We start from the raw sequence: 21,465 nt of genomic DNA, 5'->3' as shown, positions 1-21,465 counted from the left end.
ACAATGGTGGTGAAAAAGTTCTTCGGGAAGACCACTCGAGACGCACTCCGGCAAGTTCGCGAAGAACTGGGGGCGGACGCCCTCATTTTGTCCAATCGTCCCACCATGGGCGGCGGGGTGGAGATCATGGCCGTGGCCGACGCCGACGTCGCCAACCTGGCCAGCACGCTGTCCCCGTCCAGCAGCAAGCATCCGCCGCGCAACGCGCCGCCCGCCGTCGCCCGCCCGCAGCAGCCCGCCCCCATCCCGCAAGCCAACGGCAACGCGGTCAACCGCGCCATCGCCCGCACCTACGCCATGCCGGTGGAACCGCTGGAAAGCCCGGCCCCGCCACGCGTGGAGGCCATTCCGCCCCGGCTGGAGCCGGTCTATGCCGCCACGCCGCAGCCCGCCCCCGCCATGGCGCCGCAATACGCCCAGCAGCCGATACCGCCGCAAATGGCCGCCCCGGCCCAGCCGCAGCGCCCATCGCCGCCTCCGGCCGCGGCGGCGCGACCGCACGCCGCGCCGCCCGCCCTGCACAACGGCGAAGAGCCGGAGCAGATGGCGCAGGAGCTGAGGCTGATAGGCGACGAGATCAAGCTGCTCAGGAGCCTGCTGCAAAGCCAGCTGGCCAGCTTCGCCTGGTCTGACATGGAGGGCAAGGCGCCCAACCGCATCGAGCTGTTCAAGCACCTCTTGGCCATGGGCTTCTCCGCCCAGCTGATCCGCCAGCTGATCGAGAAAATGCCGGCGCAGTACCAGGCCGAAGTGGCCGTCAAATGGGCGCGCTCGGCCTTGGTGCACAATCTGAAATGCGCCGACGCGGACCGCGAGGTGATGGACCGCGGCGGCATCTTCGCGCTGGTCGGCCCCACCGGCGTCGGCAAAACCACCACGGTGGCCAAACTGGCGGCGCGCGCCACCATGCGCTTCGGCGCCCAGCACGTGGCGCTGATCACCACCGACAGCTACCGGATCGGCGCCCAGGACCAATTGCGCATCTACGGCAAGATACTGGGCGTGCCGGTGTTCTCCATCCAGAACGAGGGCGATTTGCAGCTGACGCTGGCCGACCTGTCCAACCGCCACATCGTGTTCATCGACACCGTGGGCATGGGCCAGCGCGACGCGCGCGTGCTGGCGCAGATCGACATGCTGCGCACCGCCGGCCGCCCCATCGAGCGGCTGCTGCTGCTGGCCGCCAACACCGACGGCCACACGCTGGAAGACGTGGTGCGCCGCTACCGCGGCGAAGGCCTGGCCGGCTGCATCCTGTCCAAGATAGACGAGGCGGTGGCCCAGGGCCCCAGCCTGGACGTGATCATCCGCAACCGCCTCAAGCTGTTCTACATCACCAACGGCCAGCGCGTGCCGGAAGACTTGCACTCGGCCAACGCCGCCTTCCTGGTCGACCGCGCGATGCGCGCGCAGCAGATCGGCTCGCCGTTCGCGCTGCAGGCCGACGAGCTGCCCATCATGCACGCGGCGCAATCCGGTTGGTTGTAAGCGCGATGCAGGATCAGGCCGCCAGTCTCCGTTTGCTCGCCGCGCAGCACAAGCGCGCGCCCAGCTTCGCCTTCATCGGCTCCCCGCACTCCGGCGCCAGCACCATCGTCACCGAACTGTCGCTGGGCCTGGCCTACGCCGGCCTGCGCCCGCTGGTGGTAGACTGCTGCCAGGGCCAAGTGCAGACCCGCCGCCTGGGCGTGCCCGCCACGGCGACGCTGGAAAGCCAGCTGACCAGCGCGGGCGGGTTGGACGAGATGATGGTGATGTCGCGCCAGGGCGTGCAGTTGATCAATCTCCACGCCCAGCCGGAACAGCGCGCCTTGTTCTCCGCCCAGCTGTGGCTGCGGCTGGGCAGCGAGTTCGGCGCGCTGGAGCGCGACGCCTCGGCGCTGCTGGTGGACGCGCCCAATCCCGGGCAAGACCCGATACCGGCCAGCGTGGCCGATAATCTGGTTTTGGTATTAACACCGGCAGCCGACTCCCTGACCACGGCCTACGCTAATATCAAGCGTCTGGCCAGCCTGTACGGGCGCCAGCGCTTCAACGTGCTGATCAACCGCGCGCGCCACCTGAACGAGGCGCGCGAGCTGTTCACCCGGCTGTCGGCGGTCACCAGCGAATTCCTGACCGTCTCGCTGCGCTGGGTGGGTTTCGTGCCGCAGGACAATACCGTGCGGCGCAGCCAGACGCTGCACCGTCCGCTGATGGAGGCGTTCCCGGACAGCGAAGCCGCGGCCGCCTTCTCGCAGCTGGCCGCGGTATTGCTGCAGTGGGACGCGCCGGAAACCGCGCGCGACAGCACCGGATACATGGACTTGCTGATTGCCGCCTCACGCGACTGGGCCGAGGCGGATGGAGCCAAACCCTTATGACCTTGCCGTCTTTCCGCCGATCGGGCTACGCCGCAGCGGCCCCCAGCGTCGAGATCGACGTGGAGGCCCATGCGCCGCTGGTGCGCAAGCTGGCCAGCCTGATGATCGCCCGCCTGCCGGCCTCGGTGGACCTGGGCGATCTGATCCAGGTCGGCATGATCGGCCTGATCGAGGCTTCGCGCCAATTCGACCCGGCCCAGGGCGTGCTGTTCGAAACCTTCGCCAGCCAGCGCATTCGCGGCGCCATGCTGGACGAACTGCGGCGCGAGGACTGGCTGCCGCGCCAGGCGCGCCGCAACTCGCGCCAGATCGAAGAAGCCATTGCCCGGCTGGAACACCAGTTCGGCCGCGCGCCGCTGGAGTCGGAAATCGCGGCGGAAATGGGCCTGGAGCTGGAGCAGTACCAGGAGATGCTGGGCGACTGCAAGGGCACCACGCTGCTGCATTTCGAAGACTTTAATACGGGCGACGACGAGAGTAGCCATAATCCCGTCGCCAATATCGCGGATGAGGATTCGCCGGACCCGCTGGCCGCGCTGGCCGACGACAGCTTTCGCCAGCAGCTGGTGGACGCGATCAAGCTGCTGCCGGAACGCGATCAACTGGTGATGGCGCTGTATTACGAACAGGAACTCAACCTGAAGGAAATCGGCGCGGTGCTCGGCGTCACCGAGTCCCGCGTCTGCCAGCTGCACAGCCAGGCCGTCGCCCGGCTGCGCGCCAAACTGAAAGACTGGCTGTAAACACCGTCGCGGAAAGCCCGCGTCCCAGACCAGATCGACAACGGAAACATTGTGGACAAGATCAGTTTAATCGCTGTCATATTGGGCCTGACCGCCATCATTGCCGGCCAGGCCATCGAAGGGGGCAATATCGGTTCGCTGCTGCAGCTGACCGCCTTCATGATCGTCATCGGCGGCACCACCAGCGCCGTGATGCTGCAAAGCACGCCCAAACAGTTCATGGCCGGCCTGCGCATGCTGCGCTGGGTATTCCGCCCGCCCAATTTCGACCACGAAAAAATGATCCGCGAAGTGGTCAGCTGGAGCCAGGCCTCGCGCAAGGGCGGCCTGCTGTCGCTGGAAGGCACCATTGCCCAGCAAAAAGATCCTTTCACCAAGAAGGCGCTGCAAATGCTGGTGGACGGCACCGAGCCGGAGACGCTGCGCGCGGTGATGGACGTGGAAATCAGCATGTTCGAGCACGCGCGCAAACAGGCCGCGCGCATTTGGGAGTCGGCCGGCGGCTACGCGCCCACCATGGGCATTCTGGGCGCGGTGCTGGGCCTGATCCACGTGATGGAGAATCTGTCCGACCCGGCCAAGCTGGGCGGCGGCATCGCGGTGGCCTTCGTCGCCACCGTCTATGGCGTGGGTTCGGCCAACCTGTTCTTCCTGCCCATGGCCAACAAGCTCAAGCACCTGGTGGCGGCCGAGATCGCCATGAAGGAGCTGGTGGTGGAAGGCGTGGTGGCCATCGCCAACGGCGAAAACCCGCGCATCATCGAGAGCCGGTTGCGGGGGTATTTGGCGATGCATGAATAAAATCGCCATCACCCGTTTCGACGGCGTGAAAAAGGGCAAGCCTGGGCTTGCCCTTTTTCTTTGCCGCAACGGGGCTCAGAGCTGGCGCAATTCCCTGTCCGGCTTGCGCAGCTCGCTCTCCAGCAGCTTGTAGTAGTCCAGATCAAAAGCCGGCTCGCCTTCCAGCTCGCCGCCGTTGCGGCGGCTGCCCAGATAGCACCAGCGGTCGAACACATGCTCCACCACGTCGCCGCACACCTCGTCGCGCTCCACTACCGCCACCGCGCCCTCGAACGGCCATGGCTTGACGCGCAGCCGCTGCAGCGCGGCCGATAAGCGCTGATTGTGGCTGTCCGCCCCCTCCTCGCCCACGCAGGCGCCGCGGCAACGGCGGATCTGGTAGGCCGCGCAGGGCATGCCCTTGCGGCTGGTCACCTGCTCCACCCCCAGCACGGACTGGCACAGGCCCTGGGCCAGCGCGATCTGCGCCAGCGCCTTGCGCGCCTCGCGCGCGTGGCGGAACATGCCGTACAGGTCAGCGGTGCGGGTGAAGTCGATGTCGCGCGCCGAAACCGGCGCCGGGCGCAGATAAGCATCGGCGCCCATCTGCAATTGCAGCGTGCACACTTCGCCCATCATCCTGGCGCGTGGATTGTGCAGCGGCTGCAAGCGCTGCAGCCACTGCAGCTCGGTCAGATGCGCGCCGAACTCGCTCAGGCTCTCGCGCCATTCCACTCGCGCCACCGGCTCGTCGATCTTCACATCGTGGCGGCCCGGCTTGCGTTCGGCGAAATGACCCAGCGCCTTGCGATACAGATTGGGCGCGCGGCCCACGTACAAGGCGCGGCCGTTCGCGTCGAACAAGGCGTAGACGCCGGCGGAGTCAGGCATGTCTTCTATCTGCTGCTGCAGCTCGGCCGGCAGGCTGGACAACTCGGCCGGCTGGGACAGCAGCTGCGCCGCCTCAGCGGCCACTTTATCGGCCCCCAGCTCGCCCACGGCGATGCGCAGAAACTGATAGACCGCGTCGGCGTCGGCCAGCGCGCGGTGGCGATCCGGCATGACGATGCCGTGGCGGGCGATCAGGCTGTCCAGGCTGTGCTTGAAATGCTGCGGATACAGCCGCCGCGACAACTTGACCGTGCACAAGGCGCGCGCTTGGAAGCGGTGGCCCAGGCGGCGGAATTCATTCTTCAGAAAGCCATAGTCGAAACGGGCGTTGTGCGCCAACAAGAGCCGGCCTTGCAGCCTGGCCAACAGTTCCTCGGCCAAGTCGGAGAATGGCGGCGCTTCTGCCACCATGGCATTGCTGATGCCGGTCATGTTTTCGATGAATTCGGGAATGGGCTGGCCGGGGTTGACCAGCCAGGACAGGCGTTCGACGCGCTCACCGTCCACCAGCACCAGGCCCACTTCGGTGATGCGGTCGCGCGCGATATTGCCGCCGGTGGTTTCCAGATCGACGATGGCGCAGGGCTGTGCAAAAAGGGGATTCACTCTCGCTTCGCTTTCCTATCTTGCGACGACGCGCCATGCCAAACAGATGAAATTGTTGGCCTGCCGCGACAGGGATAGTCGCCGAGTTTACCGGCTTTGCAAAAAAAATCCTATGAAGTGTTGACAGCCCGATTCGCCCTCTATATTATCCGTCCTCTCGCAAGACACAACGTCTCGAGAAACAGCGCACCCGTAGCTCAGTTGGATAGAGTATCTGGCTACGAACCAGAGGGTCGGGCGTTCGAATCGCTCCGGGTGCGCCAGGCATGTCCCTATAGTTTAGCGGTTAGAACACCGCCCTTTCACGGCGGTAGCCGGGGTTCGATTCCCCGTGGGGACGCCACAATACGCATCCGTAGCTCAGTTGGATAGAGTATCTGGCTACGAACCAGAGGGTCGGGCGTTCGAATCGCTCCGGATGCGCCAGCTGTCCCTATAGTTTAGCGGTTAGAACACCGCCCTTTCACGGCGGTAGCCGGGGTTCGATTCCCCGTGGGGACGCCAGGATTCAAAAAAGCCCAGCATGGCAACATGCTGGGCTTTTTGCATTTCCGCGCCAAAAAGGCGGCCAGCGCCGCCCCTCCTTATCCGCGCAAGGCCAGATCCGGCCGCAGGCGCAACGCCGCCAGCAAGTGCCGCCACACCGCCAGGCCTGCCGCCAGCAGGCACAAGGCCAATGCCAGCAACAGCGTCCAGCCGCCTATCGGCGCCCTGACGACGAAACCGTCCAGGTAGTGGCGGATGAACAGCCAGGCCGGCGGCAGGGCCAGCAGAGCGCTGGCCAGCAACACCAGCAGGAACTCCCGGCTGATCAAACGCGTGATCGCCCAGCCGTCGGCGCCATACAGCTTGCGCAACACCACCTCGCGCGCCATGCGTTGCACCGAATAGGCGGATAGCACATAGATGCCGAAGGCGGCGATCAGCATGGCGACGGCGGAGGCGATGGCTAGCAGCTGCGCCGTGCGGATGTCCTGGCCATAACGCTGATCCAGCTGCTGGCGCGCGCTGATCGGCCGCAAGGGATAATCGGGAAAGTAGCGCGGCCACAACTCGGCCAGCGCTTGCCGCATGGCGGATTCGCTGCCGTGGTAGCGGATGGCCAGCGTGCTGGCATAGACGTTGCGCGCGCTGACTCCGAGATACAACATTGGAATAGGCCGCTCGCGCGAAGTCTGCTCGGCGATGTCGGCCACCACGGCGCCGATCGCCTCCTTGCCGCCAAGGAAAGTTTCCGACTCCAGCACATGCCCCACCGCCTGCTGCGGCGTAGCGAAGCCCAAGCGCCGCGCCGCCGACGCGGAGACAATCAGCCCCACGCCGGCTGTCGCGGTGCCATTGCCATCGCACACCGTCGTGCTGCGCCCGGCCAACACGGGCAGACGATATGCCGCGAGGAAGCCGCAATCCATCATGCGGTAGCGCATGTTCTGCATGGCGCCGCCGCCCGCCAAACGGAAATTATTGGAGTTATTGCGCTCGCCCGCCGGCAGGCCGTCGCCATAGCTCAGCGCCAACACGCCAGGCTGCCGCAGCAGCGCCGCGCGCAGGGCGAAGCGCTGCTGCTGATCATGCGCATTGGCATCCCCGGCCTCCACAAACAGCAGGCCATCGCGCGAAAAGCCTGACGGCAGCCGCGTGCCATGCCAAGTTTGCCAGGCCACGGCCAGGGTCACGCCCACCAGGCCCATGGCGATGCCGAATTGCGCCACGGTCAAGCCGCGCCGCAGCCAGACGCCCTGCCGCGTTTCCTGCTGATCGCGCCCGGCCAGGGCCTGAGTGGCGCGCACGCCGGCCGCCACCCAGGCCGGGTACAGGCCGCTCAGCGCGCCGACCAGCGCGGCGAACGCCAAGGTCAGCAAGCAAGCCTGCCAACCGATGAGGCTGCCCAGATCGCGCTGCAGCAGGAAAGAGAATGCCGGCAACAGCAGCCAGGCCAGCAGCAGCCCCAGCGCGGCAGCCGCCAGCGCGATCAACACCGACTCGGCGATGAATTGCCCGGCCACGCGCCCCACACCGGCCCCCAATACCTTGCGCACGCCGATTTCACGCTGGCGGCGGATGGCGCGCACGGTCGCCAGGTTGACGTAGTTGATCGCCGCCAGCAGCAGGATCAGCAGGCCGATGCCGGCGCAGCCCCACAGCATGGTCCGATTGCCGTGCCGATCCGGGTCCGCGCTTTGATCCAGGTCCGGGTCCAGGTAGACATCGGCCAGTTGAATCGCCGAAAACTCAAGCCAGTCCCTGCCGCCCATCTTGGCCAGGATGGCCTGCAGGCCGGGATCGCGATAGTCAGGCGACTGTTTCATCGCCTGGACCAGCAGAGGCCCAACCTCGGCCGCGTCATGGCCGGGTTTGAGCTGAAAATACACCGACGCGCCCCAGGAGAACCAATTGGTGTAGAACTGGGCATAAAGCGAATCCGGCGCCATCCGGCTGTTCCTGCCGCCCAGGATCGCGTAGCGCTGGGTAGCGGTGGCCGGCGGCGCGGCGACGATGGCCGCCACGGTCAAAGCCTTGCCGCCCACGGTGAAGCGCCTGCCCACCGCCTGGGCGGTGCCGAACATGGACTGCGCCTCCTCGTCGGTCACGGCGACGCTATCCGGCCGCGTCAGCGCCCTTTGCAAATCGCCGGCCAGGGTTTTCACCTCGAATAGCTGGGCATAGTCCGGGTCCACCAAGGTGACCCAGCGATTGGCCACCTGGCGGCCTACGCGCACAGGGGCCTGGAAACCATAGGCCATGCTGGCCCGCTGCGCCAAGCCTTGCTCGCGCAAAACCTGGGCGGCGATCACCGGCGCCTCCGGTTGCCACTGATTACGCACGCCGTCCATATTCGGCCTGATCTTGAGCAAGTACACCCGCTCGCGGCCGGCGATATGGCGGTCAAACTGCATCGAATAATGCACATAGCCCAGCAGCAGGACACAGCAGGCAAAGCCTATGGCCAAGCCGCCGATCACCAGCGCCGACCAACCCGGCTCCTTGAGCAACCAGCGCCAGCCCACGCGAAAGTCCTCCCAACGGAAATAAGACATGACACTCCCCTTGTTCATCAGCCGCCGGCCCGTGCGGACACGGACCGGCATGGTTCTTCTATTTATCCGCGCAAAGCCAGCACCGGGCGCAAGCGCAATGCCGCCGCCAGGTGCTTCCACACCGCCAGCGCCGCCACCAGCAGGCACAGCGACAAGGACAGCAGCAGGGTCCAGCCGCCCACCGGCGCGCGTTCGACGAATCCCGCCAGATACTGGCGGATGTAGAGCCAGGCCGGCAGCAGGCCGATGGCGGCGCCCGCCAACAGCACCCACAAGAACTCGCGTCCCACCAAGCGGGCGATGGCGCCGGCGCCGGCGCCGTGCAGCTTGCGCAGCACCACCTCCCGCGCCATGCGCTGCACGGAATAGGCCGCGAGCACATAGATGCCGAAGGAAGCGATCAACAAAGCCACGCCCGCAGCCGCTGCCAGCAACCCCGCTTGCTTGGCGTCGCCAGCGTAACGCTGGTCCAGACGGTAACGCGCGCTTTCCATCTTCAAGGGGTAGTCGGGGAAATAACGCGGCCACAGGCCGGCTATGCTTGCGCGCATTGCCGCTTCCTCACCCCGGAAACGGACCGACAGCACGTCCGCGGAGCCGCCAGCCGCCACATACATCCAAGAACGCGCCTTCTCGCGCGCCGACTGCAGGCGAATATCCGACACCACGCCCGCCACCACGCATCCATCGCCGGCGCCCTCCGCGCTCAGCTTTCTGCCCACCGCCTGCTGCGGCATGGCATAACCCAGATCGCGCGCGGCCGACTCGCTCAGCACGCACTCGCGTCTGGCACCCTCCTGCGGACTCGCGCAGCCCGGCAACATATGCCCGGCCAGCAGCCTGACGCCGTAAGTCTCCAGATAGGCGCAGCCTATGCTGCGCACCTCCAGATTGATCGAACGCCCGCCCTGCTTGATGCTGGTGATGTTCATGGAACCATCGGCCAGATTATTGCCGCTCAGCGCCGCCCCGCTGACGCCTGGCAAGGCCGCCACCGCGGCGCGCAGCGCTTCTCTGGCATGGCCGCTGCTGCCCGTCTCCAGAGTCAGCAAGCCGTCCACCTGGAAACCGGTGTCCAGGCGGCTGCCGTACCAGGCCTGCCAGGCAATGGCCAAGGTCACGCCGCTCAGCGCCATGGCGGCGGCGAACTGCGTCACCGTCAAGCCCCGGCGCAGCCAGACGCCGCGCGTCGTTTCCTGTTGATCGCGCCCGGCCAGCGCTTGGGTGGCCCGCACCCGGGACGCCACCCAGGCCGGATAGGCGCCCGCCAGGCCGCCCACCAGCACGGCCGCCAGCAAGGCCAGCGCCACGCTGCCCAGCGTGAACATCCCGTCCAGCTCCCTTTGCATCAGGAAGGCGAAGCCTGGCAACAGCAGCCACGCCAGCAACAAGCCCAGCGTCATCGCCAGCAGCGACACCAACACGGACTCCAGCAGAAATTGTCCCGCCACGCGGCCCACGCTGGCGCCCAATACCTTGCGCACGCCGATTTCGCGCTGGCGTCGTATGGTGCGCACCGTGGTCAGGTTGACGTAATTGATCGCCGCCAGCAGCAGGATCAACAAACCGATGGCGGCCAGCCCCCATACTTCGCTCAGCCTGGCATGCTCGCTATCGCTCCCGCCCCCCCCGGCATCCAGCCTGGGGTCCAGATACACGTCGGCCAAGGCCGCCGCGCCATACACCACCATGGGCCGGTTCTTCAGCATTTGCCGGAACTCCGGCGGCAAGCCGCGCGAAAAAGCGGAATGTTCGAAAGTTTGCTGCAGATTCGCCAATACCTGCTCGCGGGTAACGCCGGCGCGCGGCCGGAAATACACCTTGCCGGACACGCCACCCCAATTCTCCAGCATGGCCCGCGACATTTTGTCGTCCATCGCCACGAAGCGGCGCGCGGCCAGAATGGCATAACGCTGAGTGGAGGTGGACGGCGGCGCCGCCACCACGGCCGCCACCGCGACATTCTGGCCGTTCACGCGCAAGGCTTTGCCCACCACAGCGACGCTGCCGAACAATTGCCTGGCCTTGTCATCGGTCAGCGCCACCTGATCCGGCCGGCTCAGCGCCGCCGCCAGATCGCCGGCCAGCGTCTTGATCTCAAACAGCTGGGCGAAATCGGGATCCGCCAGCGTCACCACCTGCATGCTGACGGACTGCCCCACCCGCACCGGCTGCTGGACGTCCCAGGCAAGGCTGGTCCGCTCCACCAGCCCGCCATCCCGCATCGCCTGAGCTGCCGGAAAGGGCGCTAAGTTGAGCCATTTGTCGTCCATGCCCGGCAGATTGAAGCGCGACTCCAACTGGTAGACGCGCTCCCGATTTTGCAGATGCTGGTTGTATTGCAGCGAATAGCGCGCATAGCCCAGCAGCAGGAAGCAGCAAGCGAAGCCCACCGCCAGGCCGGCAATCACCAGCGCAGACCAGCCCGGCTCCTTGAGCAACCAGCGCCAGCCGACGCGAAAGTCCTTCACTATCGGATTCATGCCCTCTGCCTCACAGTTGAGTCGCGTCTACCACCACGCGGCCGTCCAGCATATTGATGGTGCGCGAGGCCTGGGCGGCATGCGACGGCGAGTGGGTGACCATGACCACGGTGGTGCCGTCGGCGTTGATCTCGCGCAGCATCTTCATCACCTCGTCGCCATGGGCGCTGTCCAGGTTGCCGGTGGGTTCGTCCGCCAGCAGCAGCGAAGGCTGGGACACCAGCGCGCGCGCGATGGCCACACGCTGCTGCTGGCCGCCGGACAGCTGCGACGGACGATGACCGGCGCGGTGGGTCACGCCCAGCCGCTCCAGCGCGGCGTCCACGCGCTTCTTGCGCTCGGCCGTCGGCACATCGGAATACTCCAGCGCCAGCGCCACGTTCTCGCGCACCGTCAGCTCTTCGATCAGGTTGAAGCTCTGGAAGATGAAGCCCACGCGGCCGCGGCGCAGCTGGTTCAGCCTGGCCTCGCTCCAACCGGCCACGTTCTGGCCGTCGAACCAGTATTCGCCGCCGTTGGGCACGTCCAAGAGGCCCAGCAAGGACAGCAGCGTGGACTTGCCGCAGCCGGACGGGCCGGTCACCGCCACGTACTCGCCAGCCTCGATTTCCAGGTCTACGCCGTTCAGCGCGCGGGTTTGCACTTCGCCGCCGATATGCAGCTTGCTGATGTTCTTCAGTTTGATCATCTCTATTGCTCCCTTGTCATTGTTGCTGCAGCGTCAGCCGCGTGTATTTGCCGAAGGCCGAGTAAGAGGACACGATGACGCGGTCTCCGGCCTTCAAGCCTTCCAGTATTTCCAGCTGGGTCTGGCTGCGCCGGCCGATGCGGATGGCGCGGCGTTCGGCATGGCCGCCATCGGCGCTCAGCACCATGGCCCAGTTGCCGCCGGTATCGTTGACGAAGGCGCCGGTGGGCAGCACCAGGCCCTGCGTCGGCCGGCCCAGCATCAGCCTGCCGTCCAGCCCCTGCCCCGCGTTCAGCGCCGTGGACGGCTGGGCGTCGAACTTCAGCTCCGCCTGGAAATGTCCGTCCTGCACCTGCGGATTGATATTGCTGACCGTGGCGCCCACGGTCTGGCCGCCGTCCAGCTCGATGGCGGCGCGCTGGCCGCGCCTCACCCGCGACAGGTAGAACTCATCCACCTGCGCCGTCAGCTTGTAGCGGCCCAGGCTGTCCACCCGGCCCACCCGCTCGCCCGGCTTCAGCGAGCTGCCCACCTGGGCGGTGAAATTGGTCAGCTGGCCGTCCATGGGCGCGCGCAGCGACAGCGCGGCCAAGGTGTCCGCCGCCATCCGCGTGCCGCGGTTCAACTCATCCTGAGCCTGCTGCATCTGACGCAGCGCGGTTTCCTTGATGCCCAGCTCCCGCGCCTGGCTCTGCTGCTCGTCGCGATAGTCCTCGCGGTATTGCTGCAAGCGGTCGCGGGAATCCTCCAACGCGGCGGTGGAGATAAAACCCTGCGCCGCCAGCGTCGCGTCGCGCTTGTATTGGCGCTCTTGCTGCTTCAGTTTCAGCGCCAGGTCGCTGAGGCGGCGCCGATAATCGCTGCGCGTCGCTTCCAGCTGCTCGCGGGTGGAAGACAGGTTGGCGTATTGCTGCGCCAGATCGGACTTGCGCGCCAAGAGGTCCAGCTGGCGCTGCGGATTAGACAGTTTCATCAGCACCTGGCCGGCCTTGACCTTGTCGCCGTCTCGCGCCAACACCTCGTCCACCCGGCCGCCCTCCACCAGGTCCAGCAACACGGACTGCGCCGGCTGCACCGTGGCGCGCAGGATCACTTCATCGCTGAAACTGCCCTGGGCTACGGTCGCAATCTGCAGCTCACCGGCCGCCACGCGCAGGCCAGTCGGCTGCCAGGCCCACCATGCCGCCGCGCCGCCCAAGGCCAACAGCAGCGCCGCCAAGCCAGCCAGCCGGCCGCGGCTCCAGCGCTTGCGCGCCACCACCTCGTCCATGGCCGCGCCGCTGACCGGCGCCTCCGCGCGCGCCTCGCTCATGCCGCCGCTCCCGGCAGCCAGGAAAAATGCAGCTCCATGCGCAGCACGGCCAGATTGGCCGCCACATGCATGCCGCTCCGCCCCACGTGGCAGGCCAAGGACAAAGGCGCGTCGCGCAGCGCTACCGCCATCAGCATGGCCAAGGCCAGCGTCGCGCACAGTATCAGGGGGGATTTGCCGTTCATGTTTTCACCTCGCTTTACTTATGTCCAATGGATAGCAATCCCCGTGCCAGATATTAAACAATTGAATTAACAGGGAAAATATGCGCAGCTTTGACAAACTGTCCGGAATCGGACAGCGCCCGCCGTCCGATTCCGGACAATGTCCGCCCGGCGGACACGCGGCGCTTGCCAAGACGCGCGCGGCATCGCAACATCATGCCTTTGTACTAATTTAAAGTTGGTCCGATGAGCCGCCCCGTGATTTTGCTGATTGAGGACGATGAAGACGTCGCGCTGGCCGCCCGCATGCTGCTGCGCAAACTGGACGCTGACTTTGCCCACCTGCCTCACCCGCAGCTGTTCGATGCCTGGCAACGCCAGCGCCGGGCGGACATTGTGTTGCTGGACCTCAATTACAGCCCCGGCGCCATAGACGGCGCCGAAGGCCTGGCCATGCTGGCGCGGCTGCGCGCGCTGCCGCGGCCGCCGCAGGTGTTCGCGCTGACCGCCTATGCCGACGTGCCGCTGGCCGTCGCCGCGCTGAAGCAAGGCGCCAGCGACTTCATCACCAAGCCCTGGGACAACGACAAGCTGCTGCAAACGGTGGCCGGCGCCTTGCGCGCGCTGGCGCCGCTTCCCCATGAGCGCACCGGGGCTGGCGATGAGCTGCTTGGCGATTCCCTGGCCATGCGCGGCTTGCGCGCGCTGATCGCCAGCGTCGCCCCCACCGAGGCCAATGTGCTGATCCTGGGCGAAAACGGCGTGGGCAAGGAACTGGTGGCGCGCGCCATCCACCACGCCTCGCTGCGCCGCGACGGGCCGTTCCAGAGCGTGGACATGGGCGCCGTGCCGGAGTCCACCTTCGACAGCGAGCTGTTCGGCCACCGCAAGGGCGCCTTCACCGACGCGCGCAGCGACCGGGCCGGCCGCTTCCAGAGCGCCGCCGGCGGCACGCTGTTCCTGGACGAGATCGGCAACCTGCCGCTGGCCAGCCAGGCCAAGCTGCTGACCGCGCTCGAGCGGCGCCAGGTCACGCCGCTGGGATCGGACCAACCGCAGGCGCTGGACGTGCGCGTGGTCAGCGCCACCAATCTGCCGGAAATCCAGCTGCACGATCCGCAATGCTTCCGCCGCGACTTGCTGTTCCGCCTCAATACCATCGTGCTGCGGGTGCCGCCGCTGCGGGAGCGGCCCGAGGACATCCCGTTGCTGGCGCGCCACTACCTGAGCCATTACGCAGCGCAATACGGCAAGCCCGCGCTGGCCTTGAGCGAAGCCGCCTTGGACCGCCTGCAAGGACACGACTGGCCCGGCAACGTCCGCGCGCTGCGCCATGCTTGCGAGCGCGCGGTGATCCTCGCCCAGGCCTCCGCCTACCATGCCCATGATTTTGGCCTGGACGAGGGGCGCGCGCCGGACGCGTCTCCGCCCGCCGCCGCCGCGCTGAAGCTGGACGACCAGGAAAAGCAGGCCATCCGCCAGGCGCTGGCGCAGTGCGCCGGCAATATCAGCCATGCGGCGCGACAACTGGGCCTCTCCCGCGCCGCGCTGTATCGCAGAATGGAAAAGCATGGCTTACAAAACTGAGCGCCTGCGCGGCCTGATCCTGCTGCAAAGCGTCGGCCTCGCCAGCGCCGCCGCGCTGGGCGCCGGCTGGCGCGACGCCCCGCGGCTGCTGACGCTGAGCCTATGCTGCGGCCTGCTGCTGCTCGCCTGGCAATGGCGCAGCAGCGGACGCCTGCGCCGCCTGGAACGCTGGGAGCGCGCGGCATCCAGCCCGCCCCCGCCGCCCGCCTCGACCGTGCACCCGCCGGAAATCCGGCTGGAGCACGCGCCGGTCGCGCTATTCCGGCTCAGCGGCGAGCGAGCGGAGCCGCTTAACGCGCGAGCCAGAAAACTGACCGCGCCGGGCAATAGCTGCGACCCGGCGGCGCTCTATCGCCAGCTGCAGGAACAAGCCGGCGAGCGGCGCTGGATACGCTTCGAGACCGAGCGCGGCGTGGAACGGGCGCTGGCCTCGGCCAGCAGCCTGGTCATAGAAGGGAAGCCGGAGCGTCTGCTGGCGCTGCTGCCGCTGGAAAGCGAACTGGAAGCGGAAACGCTGCGCGCCTGGCAACAGCTGGTGCATGTGCTGACGCACGAGATCATGAATTCGCTGACGCCGGTAGCCTCGCTGTCGCGCAGCGCCGCGGGCATGCTGGAAGACGCGCCGGCGCTGCCCATGGAACTGCGCGAAGAGCTGGAGCTGGCCTTTGCCGCCATCAGCCGCCGCGCCGACAGCTTGGCCGACTTTGTCACCAGCTACCGCAGCCTGTCGGCGGTGCCCGAGCCCAGCCCGGAAATTGTGGACCTGAGCGAGTTGTTTGAACGGCTGCAGGCGCTGACCGCCCCCGCCTGGCGCGCGCGCGGCGGCCAAGCCGTATTCAGCGTGGAGCCGCTGTCGCTGGAGCTAAAGGCCGACGGCGGGCAATTGGAGCAGGCCTTGATCAACCTGATCAAAAACGCCTATGAAGCCACCGCCCAGCAGGAGGATGCCAGGCTGACCGTCAGCGCCAACCTGGCGCGCGGCGGCCGGCTAAGACTGGAAGTCAGCGACAACGGCCCCGGCGTGCCCGACGACAAGGTCGACCAGATCTTCACGCCGTTCTACTCCACCAAGGCCAAGGGCCGCGGCATCGGCCTGGCCCTGGTGCGCCAATTGGTCAACAACAACGGCGGCACCGTTCGCTACGCGCGCAGCCTGTCCGGCGGCGCGCGGCTGATATTGACTTTCTAACTGATCCATACATTCCTAAGTCATTAGTTTTGCGGAAATTATGAGATAACAAAAAAATGACAAAGTGATAAATTGTGTTTTCCGAAATTGAAAAAGGGCCGGACTCGCCCGGCTGGATTCCGTGAAAACACAAAATCATTTCAAACTGAATGCCGCCTTGCTGGCTCTGCTGTCGTCCGCCGGCGCGGCGCATGCCGCCGACGCCGCCTCGCCCGACGCCTTGGGCAAAGTCACCATCACCGGCTCGCGCATCGCGCGCTCGGCCAAGGAGGGGCCGACCGGCGTCACCGTGATCCGCGGAGAAGACATCGAGAAGCAAGGCCATGCCAATGTCTATGAAGCGCTGGACAGTTTGACGCAGAACACCGGCTTCACCCAGGGGGCGGACTTCGGCAATACCTTCACTCCGGCGGCCAATGCGATCAGCCTGCGCGGCCTGGGCCCCAACCATACGCTGACCCTGATCAATGGGCGGCGCATGGCCGACTACCCCATCGCCTACGAAGGCCAGGTCAACTTCGTCAATCTGGCCAATATCCCGGCGGCGCTGATAGACCGCATCGAAATCCTCAACGGCGGCGCCTCCGCCATTTACGGCTCCGACGCCATCGCCGGCGTGGTCAACATCATCCTGAAGAAGAAAATCGAAGGCGCCGCCGTCAATATCAAGGTTGGCGGCGCCGAACGCCACGGCGGCGAGAACGCCCGGCTGCAACTGACCGGCGGCCGGAGCTGGGACGCGCTCAGCCTGGTCTACGGCGTGGAGCTGAGCCAGCGCCAACCCATCTGGGCGCGTCAGCGCGGCTTCATGTCGGACGCCACCGCGCGGGGAGAAGCGCCTTCCGCCATCCTGTCCCGCCGCATCGCCGGCGGCGCTTACCTCGATGCCGGCGGCGCTTGCGGCAACTTTGCCGGGATGTTCGCGGGCAGCGTGCAAACCGTGGGCAATGCCCAGAAAGGCTATTGCGCCAGCGGGCTGCTCAAGCCGTCCTACTGGACCCTGCAAACCGCCAACCGCAGCCAGAACGGCTTTCTCAACCTCAGCCTCCCGCTCGATGCCCATGTCGAGCTGTTCGGCGACGCCGCCTTGGGACTCAACCGCACCGAAAACAATACTCGTGGCCCGAACTGGACCGCCGCGGCCGGCCAGGGCGGCTATTTTCTGAATCGGGACAGCGGCAGTTACGAGATCTGGAACAAACGCTTCGCGCCGGAAGAATTGGGCGGCGCCAGCCGCTACAACCGAAAGTGGGACGACCTGTCCGCCAATCTCACTCTGGGCGCGCGCGGCGAGCTGGCCGGCAGCTGGAGCTACGAAGCGGCATACAACGCTTCTCTTTACACCAGCCGCTCCACGACGCCCATGCTGCTGGCCGGCGTCAATGATTATTTCCTCGGCCCGCAACAAGGCGTGGACGGCAATGGCATCCCCATTTACGCCCCCGATATTTCCCGCTTTTATCGGCCGCTGACGGCGGCTCAGGCCTCCAGCCTGATAGGCGACAGCGTCGGCCATAACAAATCCTGGCTGCAAGCCCTGAGCCTGAGCGCCAATGGCGACGCCTTTCAGCTGCCGGCCGGCCCCGCCAGGCTGGCTGGTTTGCTGGAGTGGGGCAGCCAGGGCTTCAGCAACGATCCCGAGCCAAGGCTGAACCAGGGCGTGTTCTACAACGCCAGCCCGGCCATCCGCGCCAGCGGCGCGCGCTCGCGCCAGGCCGCCGGCGCCGAATTGCTGCTGCCACTGGCCAAGCCGCTCAATCTGACGCTGTCCGGCCGCTATGACCGCTATGAGATCACCGGCAACAGCGAAGGGAAGTTCACCTACGGCGCCGGCCTGGAATACCGCCCGACCAGCGCCGTGCTATTGCGCGGCAACTACGCCACCAGCTTCCGCGCCCCGGACATGAGCTATTTGTTCCAAACCCAGACCCGCGGCTATTACTCGTCCACCACCGACTACTGGCGCTGCGCCCAGGCCGGCCAGCCGCTTGCCAGCTGCCAGTATGCCAACACATCGCCCGGCGCCAACTACATCAGCAACGGCAATGCCAATCTAAAGCCGGAAAGCGGCAAGTCGTACGGCCTGGGCTTCGTCTGGTCGCCCAGCCGCGATGCCGACGTTTCGCTGGACTACTGGAACATCGCCATAAACGATCTGGTCACCACCCTGGATTCGGACGCGCTGCTGCGCAATGAGTCAGCCTGCCGCTCCGGCGCTTACGACATCCACTCCGCCTTGTGCCAGGACGCGCTGCGCCGCATCGTGCGCAATCCCGCCGATGCGCTGGTCGATCCAGGCGCGATCAACAGCGTCATCGTCAATCCGATCAATGCCGCCAGCGAACGCACCAGCGGCCTGGACCTGAGCGGCAAATATCGCTTGCGCACCGCTCGTCTGGGCGATTTCCTGTTCAAGCTTGCGTACAGCAAGGTGCTGACCCATGTCTACCAACAGTTTTCAGCCGACCCGGCGCAGGACAAGCTGAGCGATATGAGCAATGCCGACTGGCCGGACAAGCTGGACTTCACCACCACCTGGAGCCGGGGAGATTGGACCTCCACGCTGCTGCTGACGCGCTACGGCAAGATACCCAACGGCGCCGGCACCGGCTATCTGACGCCCACCGTGCTGGCCAACTTCAGCGCGACCTACCAGGCGAACAAGCAAACCTCCGTCGGGCTGATCGTCAACAATGTGCAGGACTTCATCAAAAAGGACGACAGCGGCGGCTGGCCCTACTACCCGGTGGGCAGCTACAAGCCCTATGGGCGCCAAGTCTGGCTGGAGCTGGATCATCGTTTCTAAACGCGGGACGGGATGCCAAGGCGGCATCCCGTTTGATGGCTGGCCGGCAAGAGCGGCCTGAAGACATGCGAAAAGCCCAGCATGTTTCCATGCTGGGCTTTTCTGTATCCTGGCGTCCCCACGGGGAATCGAACCCCGGCTACCGCCGTGAAAGGGCGGTGTTCTAACCGCTAAACTATAGGGACAGCTGGCGCACCCGGAGCGATTCGAACGCCCGACCCTCTGGTTCGTAGCCAGATACTCTATCCAACTGAGCTACGGGTGCGTTATCTGGCGGAGAAAGAGGGATTCGAACCCTCGATACAGGTTTAAGCCCGTATGCTTCCTTAGCAGGGAAGTGCCTTCGACCACTCGGCCATTTCTCCGTTCAGAGAGCGCCATATTAATTAGCGGCGCCCCCTGTGTCAAGCGTAAATCTGAAATTATTTACGCCGGCTGGTCCAGTCCGAAAACCTTATGCAATACGCGAACGGCCAGTTCCAGGTATTTTTCGTCCACCAGCACCGACACCTTGATCTCGGAAGTGGAAATCATCTGGATGTTGATGCCCTCTTCCGCCAGCGTGCGGAACATGGTGGAGGCGATGCCGCAATGCGAGCGCATGCCCACGCCGACGATGGAAATCTTGGCCACCTTGTCGTCGGCGTCGATCTTGGCCGCGCCGATATGGGTTTGCACTTCGCGCAGTATGGTCAGCGCGCGGTTGAATTCGCCGCGCGGCACGGTGAACGAAAAATCCGTGGTGCCGTTCTCGCCGACATTCTGGATGATCATGTCGACTTCGATGTTGGCGTCGGCGATCGGACCCAGGATCTGGTAAGCGATGCCCGGCTTGTCCGGCACGCCCTTCACATTGATGCGGGCTTCGTTGCGATCGAACGCGATGCCTGCCACTACCGCCTTTTCCATGCTCTCATCTTCCTCAAACGTAATCAGGGTGCCCTCGCCTTCGTCCTCGAAGCTGGAGAGCACGCGCAAGCGAACCTTGTACTTGCCGGCGAATTCCACCGAACGGATCTGCAATACCTTGGAGCCGAGCGACGCCATTTCGATCATTTCTTCGAAAGTGACCGTCTTCAGGCGGCGCGCCTCCGGCACCACGCGCGGATCGGTGGTGTAGACGCCGTCCACGTCGGTGTAGATCTGGCACTCATCCGCTTTCAACGCGGCAGCCAGCGCCACGGCGGAGGTATCCGAGCCGCCGCGGCCCAGCGTGGTGATATTGCCTTCCTCATCCACGCCCTGAAAACCGGCCACGATGACCACGCGGCCCTCGTTCAGGTCGCCGCGCATCACTTCCTCGTCGATGGACTGGATGCGCGCCTTGGTGTGGGCCTGGTCGGTCACCACCTTCACCTGCCAGCCGCAATAACTCTTGGCGGGCACGCCGATTTCCTTCAATGCCATGGCCAACAGGCCGATGGTGACTTGCTCGCCGGTGGAAACCACCACGTCCAGCTCCCGAGGATCCGGATAGTCCTGGATATCCTTGGCCAGTGCGATCAGGCGGTTGGTTTCGCCGCTCATCGCGGAAACCACCACCACCACATCGTGTCCCTGAGCCTTCCACTTGGCGACGCGGCGGGCCACATTCTTGATGCGCTCGGTTGTCCCGACCGAGGTGCCGCCGTACTTCTGTACGATGAGTGCCATACGTGCTTCTTATTGAAAAAAGTTGAAATATCGAACTTCGATTCTGACCATAGAATGTACAGAATTGCAAGACGGAATTGCCCGACCGCTTATCTCGTCAAGGAATATGCCTTCATCGTTTACTTGGCCTGCAGGAATAGGCAGCCGGTTTGCATCCCTCTGCGGCAAAGGCTACAAACAGTAAGTAGACCCTGCATCCGAAAGACGGGACCCATGCATGACTGCCCCTGTTCAACCCTGGCGCTGGATTCGGCTGGAAATCGGCCTGGCCGTCAATGGGGGCATACAGTATGCCTTGTTCATCAACCATCCCCTTTTCTGGCCTGCCGTCGGCCTCAGCTCGCTGCTGATTGCCCTGCTCTTGCTATGGCCGGCTCCAGCGCCCGCCGCTCCGCCCCCCATTGAAGATGTCCGCCATGCGCGCTACTGGCGCAGCGTGGCCGAACATGTCAACGCCTTGCTCCCGCTTTGGGCCGGCCACGTGGCCCTGGGGCGCGAACAGATAGACCAGGCCGCCAGCCAGCTCACCGAACGCTTTGACCATTTGCTGCGGCAGATCGACCACGCGCCCGCGCTTCCGCCGGACGCGGTCCATCCGGTGGCCGCGGCTCAGGACAAGCTGGAAAACGCGCTGGAGTCCCTGCAGCTGCCGCCCCCTCTGCAAAAGCGGCTGACGCCGCAGCTGGAGCAATTGAAAGCCACCGGCCATCAGTTGCAGTCGCTGGCGCGGAGCTTGATCGAATCCAACCGCGTTCCGACGGAACTGAGTGCGCAGTTCGCCGAGCAGATCGGGCAGTGGACGCTGCAGCTGGAATCGCTGGATGCGGACATCCACGCCAGTTGCCTCGCCTGCCGCCTCAAGCAGGAATCCGCCGACGCCCCGCTGAACTTGCAGGCGACGATAGAGGAAGTCCTGATCCATCTGCAGTTTCAGGACCGGGTCAACCAGATTCTGTCCCACGTCCAAAACGACATCTGGCAGCTGGAGACCCTGCTGCACGAGTCGCTGGAATACCGCGGCGACGACCTCCCGGAGCCGCCCGACACCGAGGCCTGGCTCAGCGCGCTGAAAGCCAGCTACACCACGCACGAGCAGCGCGCGCTGCATAACCGCGAGCACCACGACAAGGCGCAAGGTCCAAACGACATCACCTTCTTCTGA

15 protein-coding genes and 7 tRNA genes are annotated in these 21,465 nt (G+C 65.5%); 12 read left to right on the top strand and 10 right to left on the bottom strand.

Annotated elements, in window-relative coordinates; translation table 11 throughout:
• Positions 1–3: 3 nt before the first annotated feature.
• From flhF to FYK34_RS00850, 4 genes are read left to right on the top strand one after another with little or no spacing between them, the layout of a single operon-like run.
• Complete coding sequence (gene flhF, locus FYK34_RS00865) at positions 4–1,488, top strand: flagellar biosynthesis protein FlhF (RefSeq protein WP_149294624.1); 1,485 nt, start codon at positions 4–6, stop codon at positions 1,486–1,488.
• 5 nt (positions 1,489–1,493) lie between these two features.
• Positions 1,494–2,363, top strand: a complete 870-nt coding sequence (locus FYK34_RS00860; protein WP_149294623.1) for a MinD/ParA family ATP-binding protein — start codon at positions 1,494–1,496, stop codon at positions 2,361–2,363.
• Positions 2,360–3,106: an RNA polymerase sigma factor FliA gene (locus tag FYK34_RS00855; protein WP_149294622.1), complete on the top strand. Its 747-nt coding sequence runs from the start codon at positions 2,360–2,362 to the stop codon at positions 3,104–3,106. Before FYK34_RS00860 ends, FYK34_RS00855 begins: the two co-directional genes overlap by 4 nt.
• Before the next feature lie 51 nt (positions 3,107–3,157).
• On the top strand, positions 3,158–3,907 hold the full coding sequence (locus FYK34_RS00850; RefSeq protein ID WP_149294621.1) for a flagellar motor protein: 750 nt from the start codon (positions 3,158–3,160) through the stop codon (positions 3,905–3,907).
• Between the two features lie 75 nt (positions 3,908–3,982).
• Here the strand turns inward: FYK34_RS00850 and FYK34_RS00845 are convergent, their stop codons facing one another.
• Complete coding sequence (locus FYK34_RS00845) at positions 3,983–5,383, bottom strand: exonuclease domain-containing protein (RefSeq protein ID WP_149294620.1); 1,401 nt, start codon at positions 5,381–5,383, stop codon at positions 3,983–3,985.
• Positions 5,384–5,569: 186 nt separating this feature from the next.
• On the opposite strand from FYK34_RS00845, the gene FYK34_RS00840 reads away from it, so the two are divergent.
• The 4 genes from FYK34_RS00840 (at position 5,570) to FYK34_RS00825 (ending at position 5,887) form a co-directional block, all read left to right on the top strand.
• Positions 5,570–5,646, top strand: a tRNA-Arg gene (locus FYK34_RS00840).
• A gap of 5 nt (positions 5,647–5,651) precedes the next feature.
• Positions 5,652–5,726 (top strand) — tRNA-Glu (locus FYK34_RS00835).
• Between the two features lie 6 nt (positions 5,727–5,732).
• A tRNA-Arg gene (locus tag FYK34_RS00830) sits at positions 5,733–5,809 on the top strand.
• A 3-nt stretch (positions 5,810–5,812) separates the two neighbouring features.
• A tRNA-Glu gene (locus FYK34_RS00825) sits at positions 5,813–5,887 on the top strand.
• An 80-nt stretch (positions 5,888–5,967) separates the two neighbouring features.
• Here FYK34_RS00825 and FYK34_RS00820 read toward each other — a convergent pair.
• The 5 genes from FYK34_RS00820 to FYK34_RS00800 all read right to left on the bottom strand — a co-directional run bounded on the left by FYK34_RS00820 (position 5,968) and on the right by FYK34_RS00800 (position 13,089).
• Complete coding sequence (locus FYK34_RS00820) at positions 5,968–8,421, bottom strand: FtsX-like permease family protein (protein WP_168209611.1); 2,454 nt, start codon at positions 8,419–8,421, stop codon at positions 5,968–5,970.
• Between the two features lie 62 nt (positions 8,422–8,483).
• Positions 8,484–10,904: an ABC transporter permease gene (locus tag FYK34_RS00815; protein WP_149294618.1), complete on the bottom strand. Its 2,421-nt coding sequence runs from the start codon at positions 10,902–10,904 to the stop codon at positions 8,484–8,486.
• Between the two features lie 10 nt (positions 10,905–10,914).
• Entirely contained in the window at positions 10,915–11,592 is a 678-nt protein-coding gene (locus FYK34_RS00810) for an ABC transporter ATP-binding protein (RefSeq protein ID WP_149294617.1), read from the bottom strand.
• Positions 11,593–11,608: 16 nt separating this feature from the next.
• Positions 11,609–12,904 (bottom strand): efflux RND transporter periplasmic adaptor subunit, encoded by a 1,296-nt coding sequence (locus tag FYK34_RS00805; RefSeq protein ID WP_149294616.1) that lies wholly within the window; start codon positions 12,902–12,904, stop codon positions 11,609–11,611.
• A complete protein-coding gene (locus FYK34_RS00800) occupies positions 12,901–13,089 on the bottom strand; it encodes a hypothetical protein (RefSeq protein ID WP_149294615.1) in 189 nt (62 codons plus the stop codon). Before FYK34_RS00800 ends, FYK34_RS00805 begins: the two co-directional genes overlap by 4 nt.
• A gap of 237 nt (positions 13,090–13,326) precedes the next feature.
• Here FYK34_RS00800 and FYK34_RS00795 point away from each other — a divergent pair, with 237 nt between their 5' ends.
• From FYK34_RS00795 to FYK34_RS00785, 3 genes are all read left to right on the top strand, one after another.
• Entirely contained in the window at positions 13,327–14,655 is a 1,329-nt protein-coding gene (locus tag FYK34_RS00795; RefSeq protein WP_231137332.1) for a sigma-54-dependent transcriptional regulator, read from the top strand.
• Positions 14,639–15,844: a sensor histidine kinase gene (locus tag FYK34_RS00790; RefSeq protein WP_149294613.1), complete on the top strand. Its 1,206-nt coding sequence runs from the start codon at positions 14,639–14,641 to the stop codon at positions 15,842–15,844. Before FYK34_RS00795 ends, FYK34_RS00790 begins: the two co-directional genes overlap by 17 nt.
• 121 nt (positions 15,845–15,965) lie before the next feature.
• Positions 15,966–18,650, top strand: a complete 2,685-nt coding sequence (locus FYK34_RS00785; RefSeq protein WP_196782568.1) for a TonB-dependent receptor plug domain-containing protein — start codon at positions 15,966–15,968, stop codon at positions 18,648–18,650.
• 110 nt (positions 18,651–18,760) lie between these two features.
• Here the strand turns inward: FYK34_RS00785 and FYK34_RS00780 are convergent.
• The 4 genes from FYK34_RS00780 to FYK34_RS00765 all read right to left on the bottom strand — a co-directional run bounded on the left by FYK34_RS00780 (position 18,761) and on the right by FYK34_RS00765 (position 20,303).
• Positions 18,761–18,835: transfer RNA gene (locus tag FYK34_RS00780), tRNA-Glu, on the bottom strand.
• Positions 18,836–18,838: 3 nt separating this feature from the next.
• Positions 18,839–18,915 (bottom strand) — tRNA-Arg (locus tag FYK34_RS00775).
• 6 nt (positions 18,916–18,921) lie between these two features.
• Positions 18,922–19,015, bottom strand: a tRNA-Ser gene (locus FYK34_RS00770).
• Positions 19,016–19,076: 61 nt separating this feature from the next.
• Positions 19,077–20,303, bottom strand: a complete 1,227-nt coding sequence (locus FYK34_RS00765; RefSeq protein WP_149294612.1) for an aspartate kinase — start codon at positions 20,301–20,303, stop codon at positions 19,077–19,079.
• A 217-nt stretch (positions 20,304–20,520) separates the two neighbouring features.
• On the opposite strand from FYK34_RS00765, the gene FYK34_RS00760 reads away from it, so the two are divergent.
• Positions 20,521–21,465, top strand: a complete 945-nt coding sequence (locus FYK34_RS00760) for a hypothetical protein (protein WP_149294611.1) — start codon at positions 20,521–20,523, stop codon at positions 21,463–21,465.

It is taken from the genome of Chromobacterium paludis, from assembly GCF_008275125.1.
GTDB lineage: Bacteria > Pseudomonadota > Gammaproteobacteria > Burkholderiales > Chromobacteriaceae > Chromobacterium > Chromobacterium paludis.
This window is presented reverse-complemented; position numbering and strand designations above follow the sequence as displayed.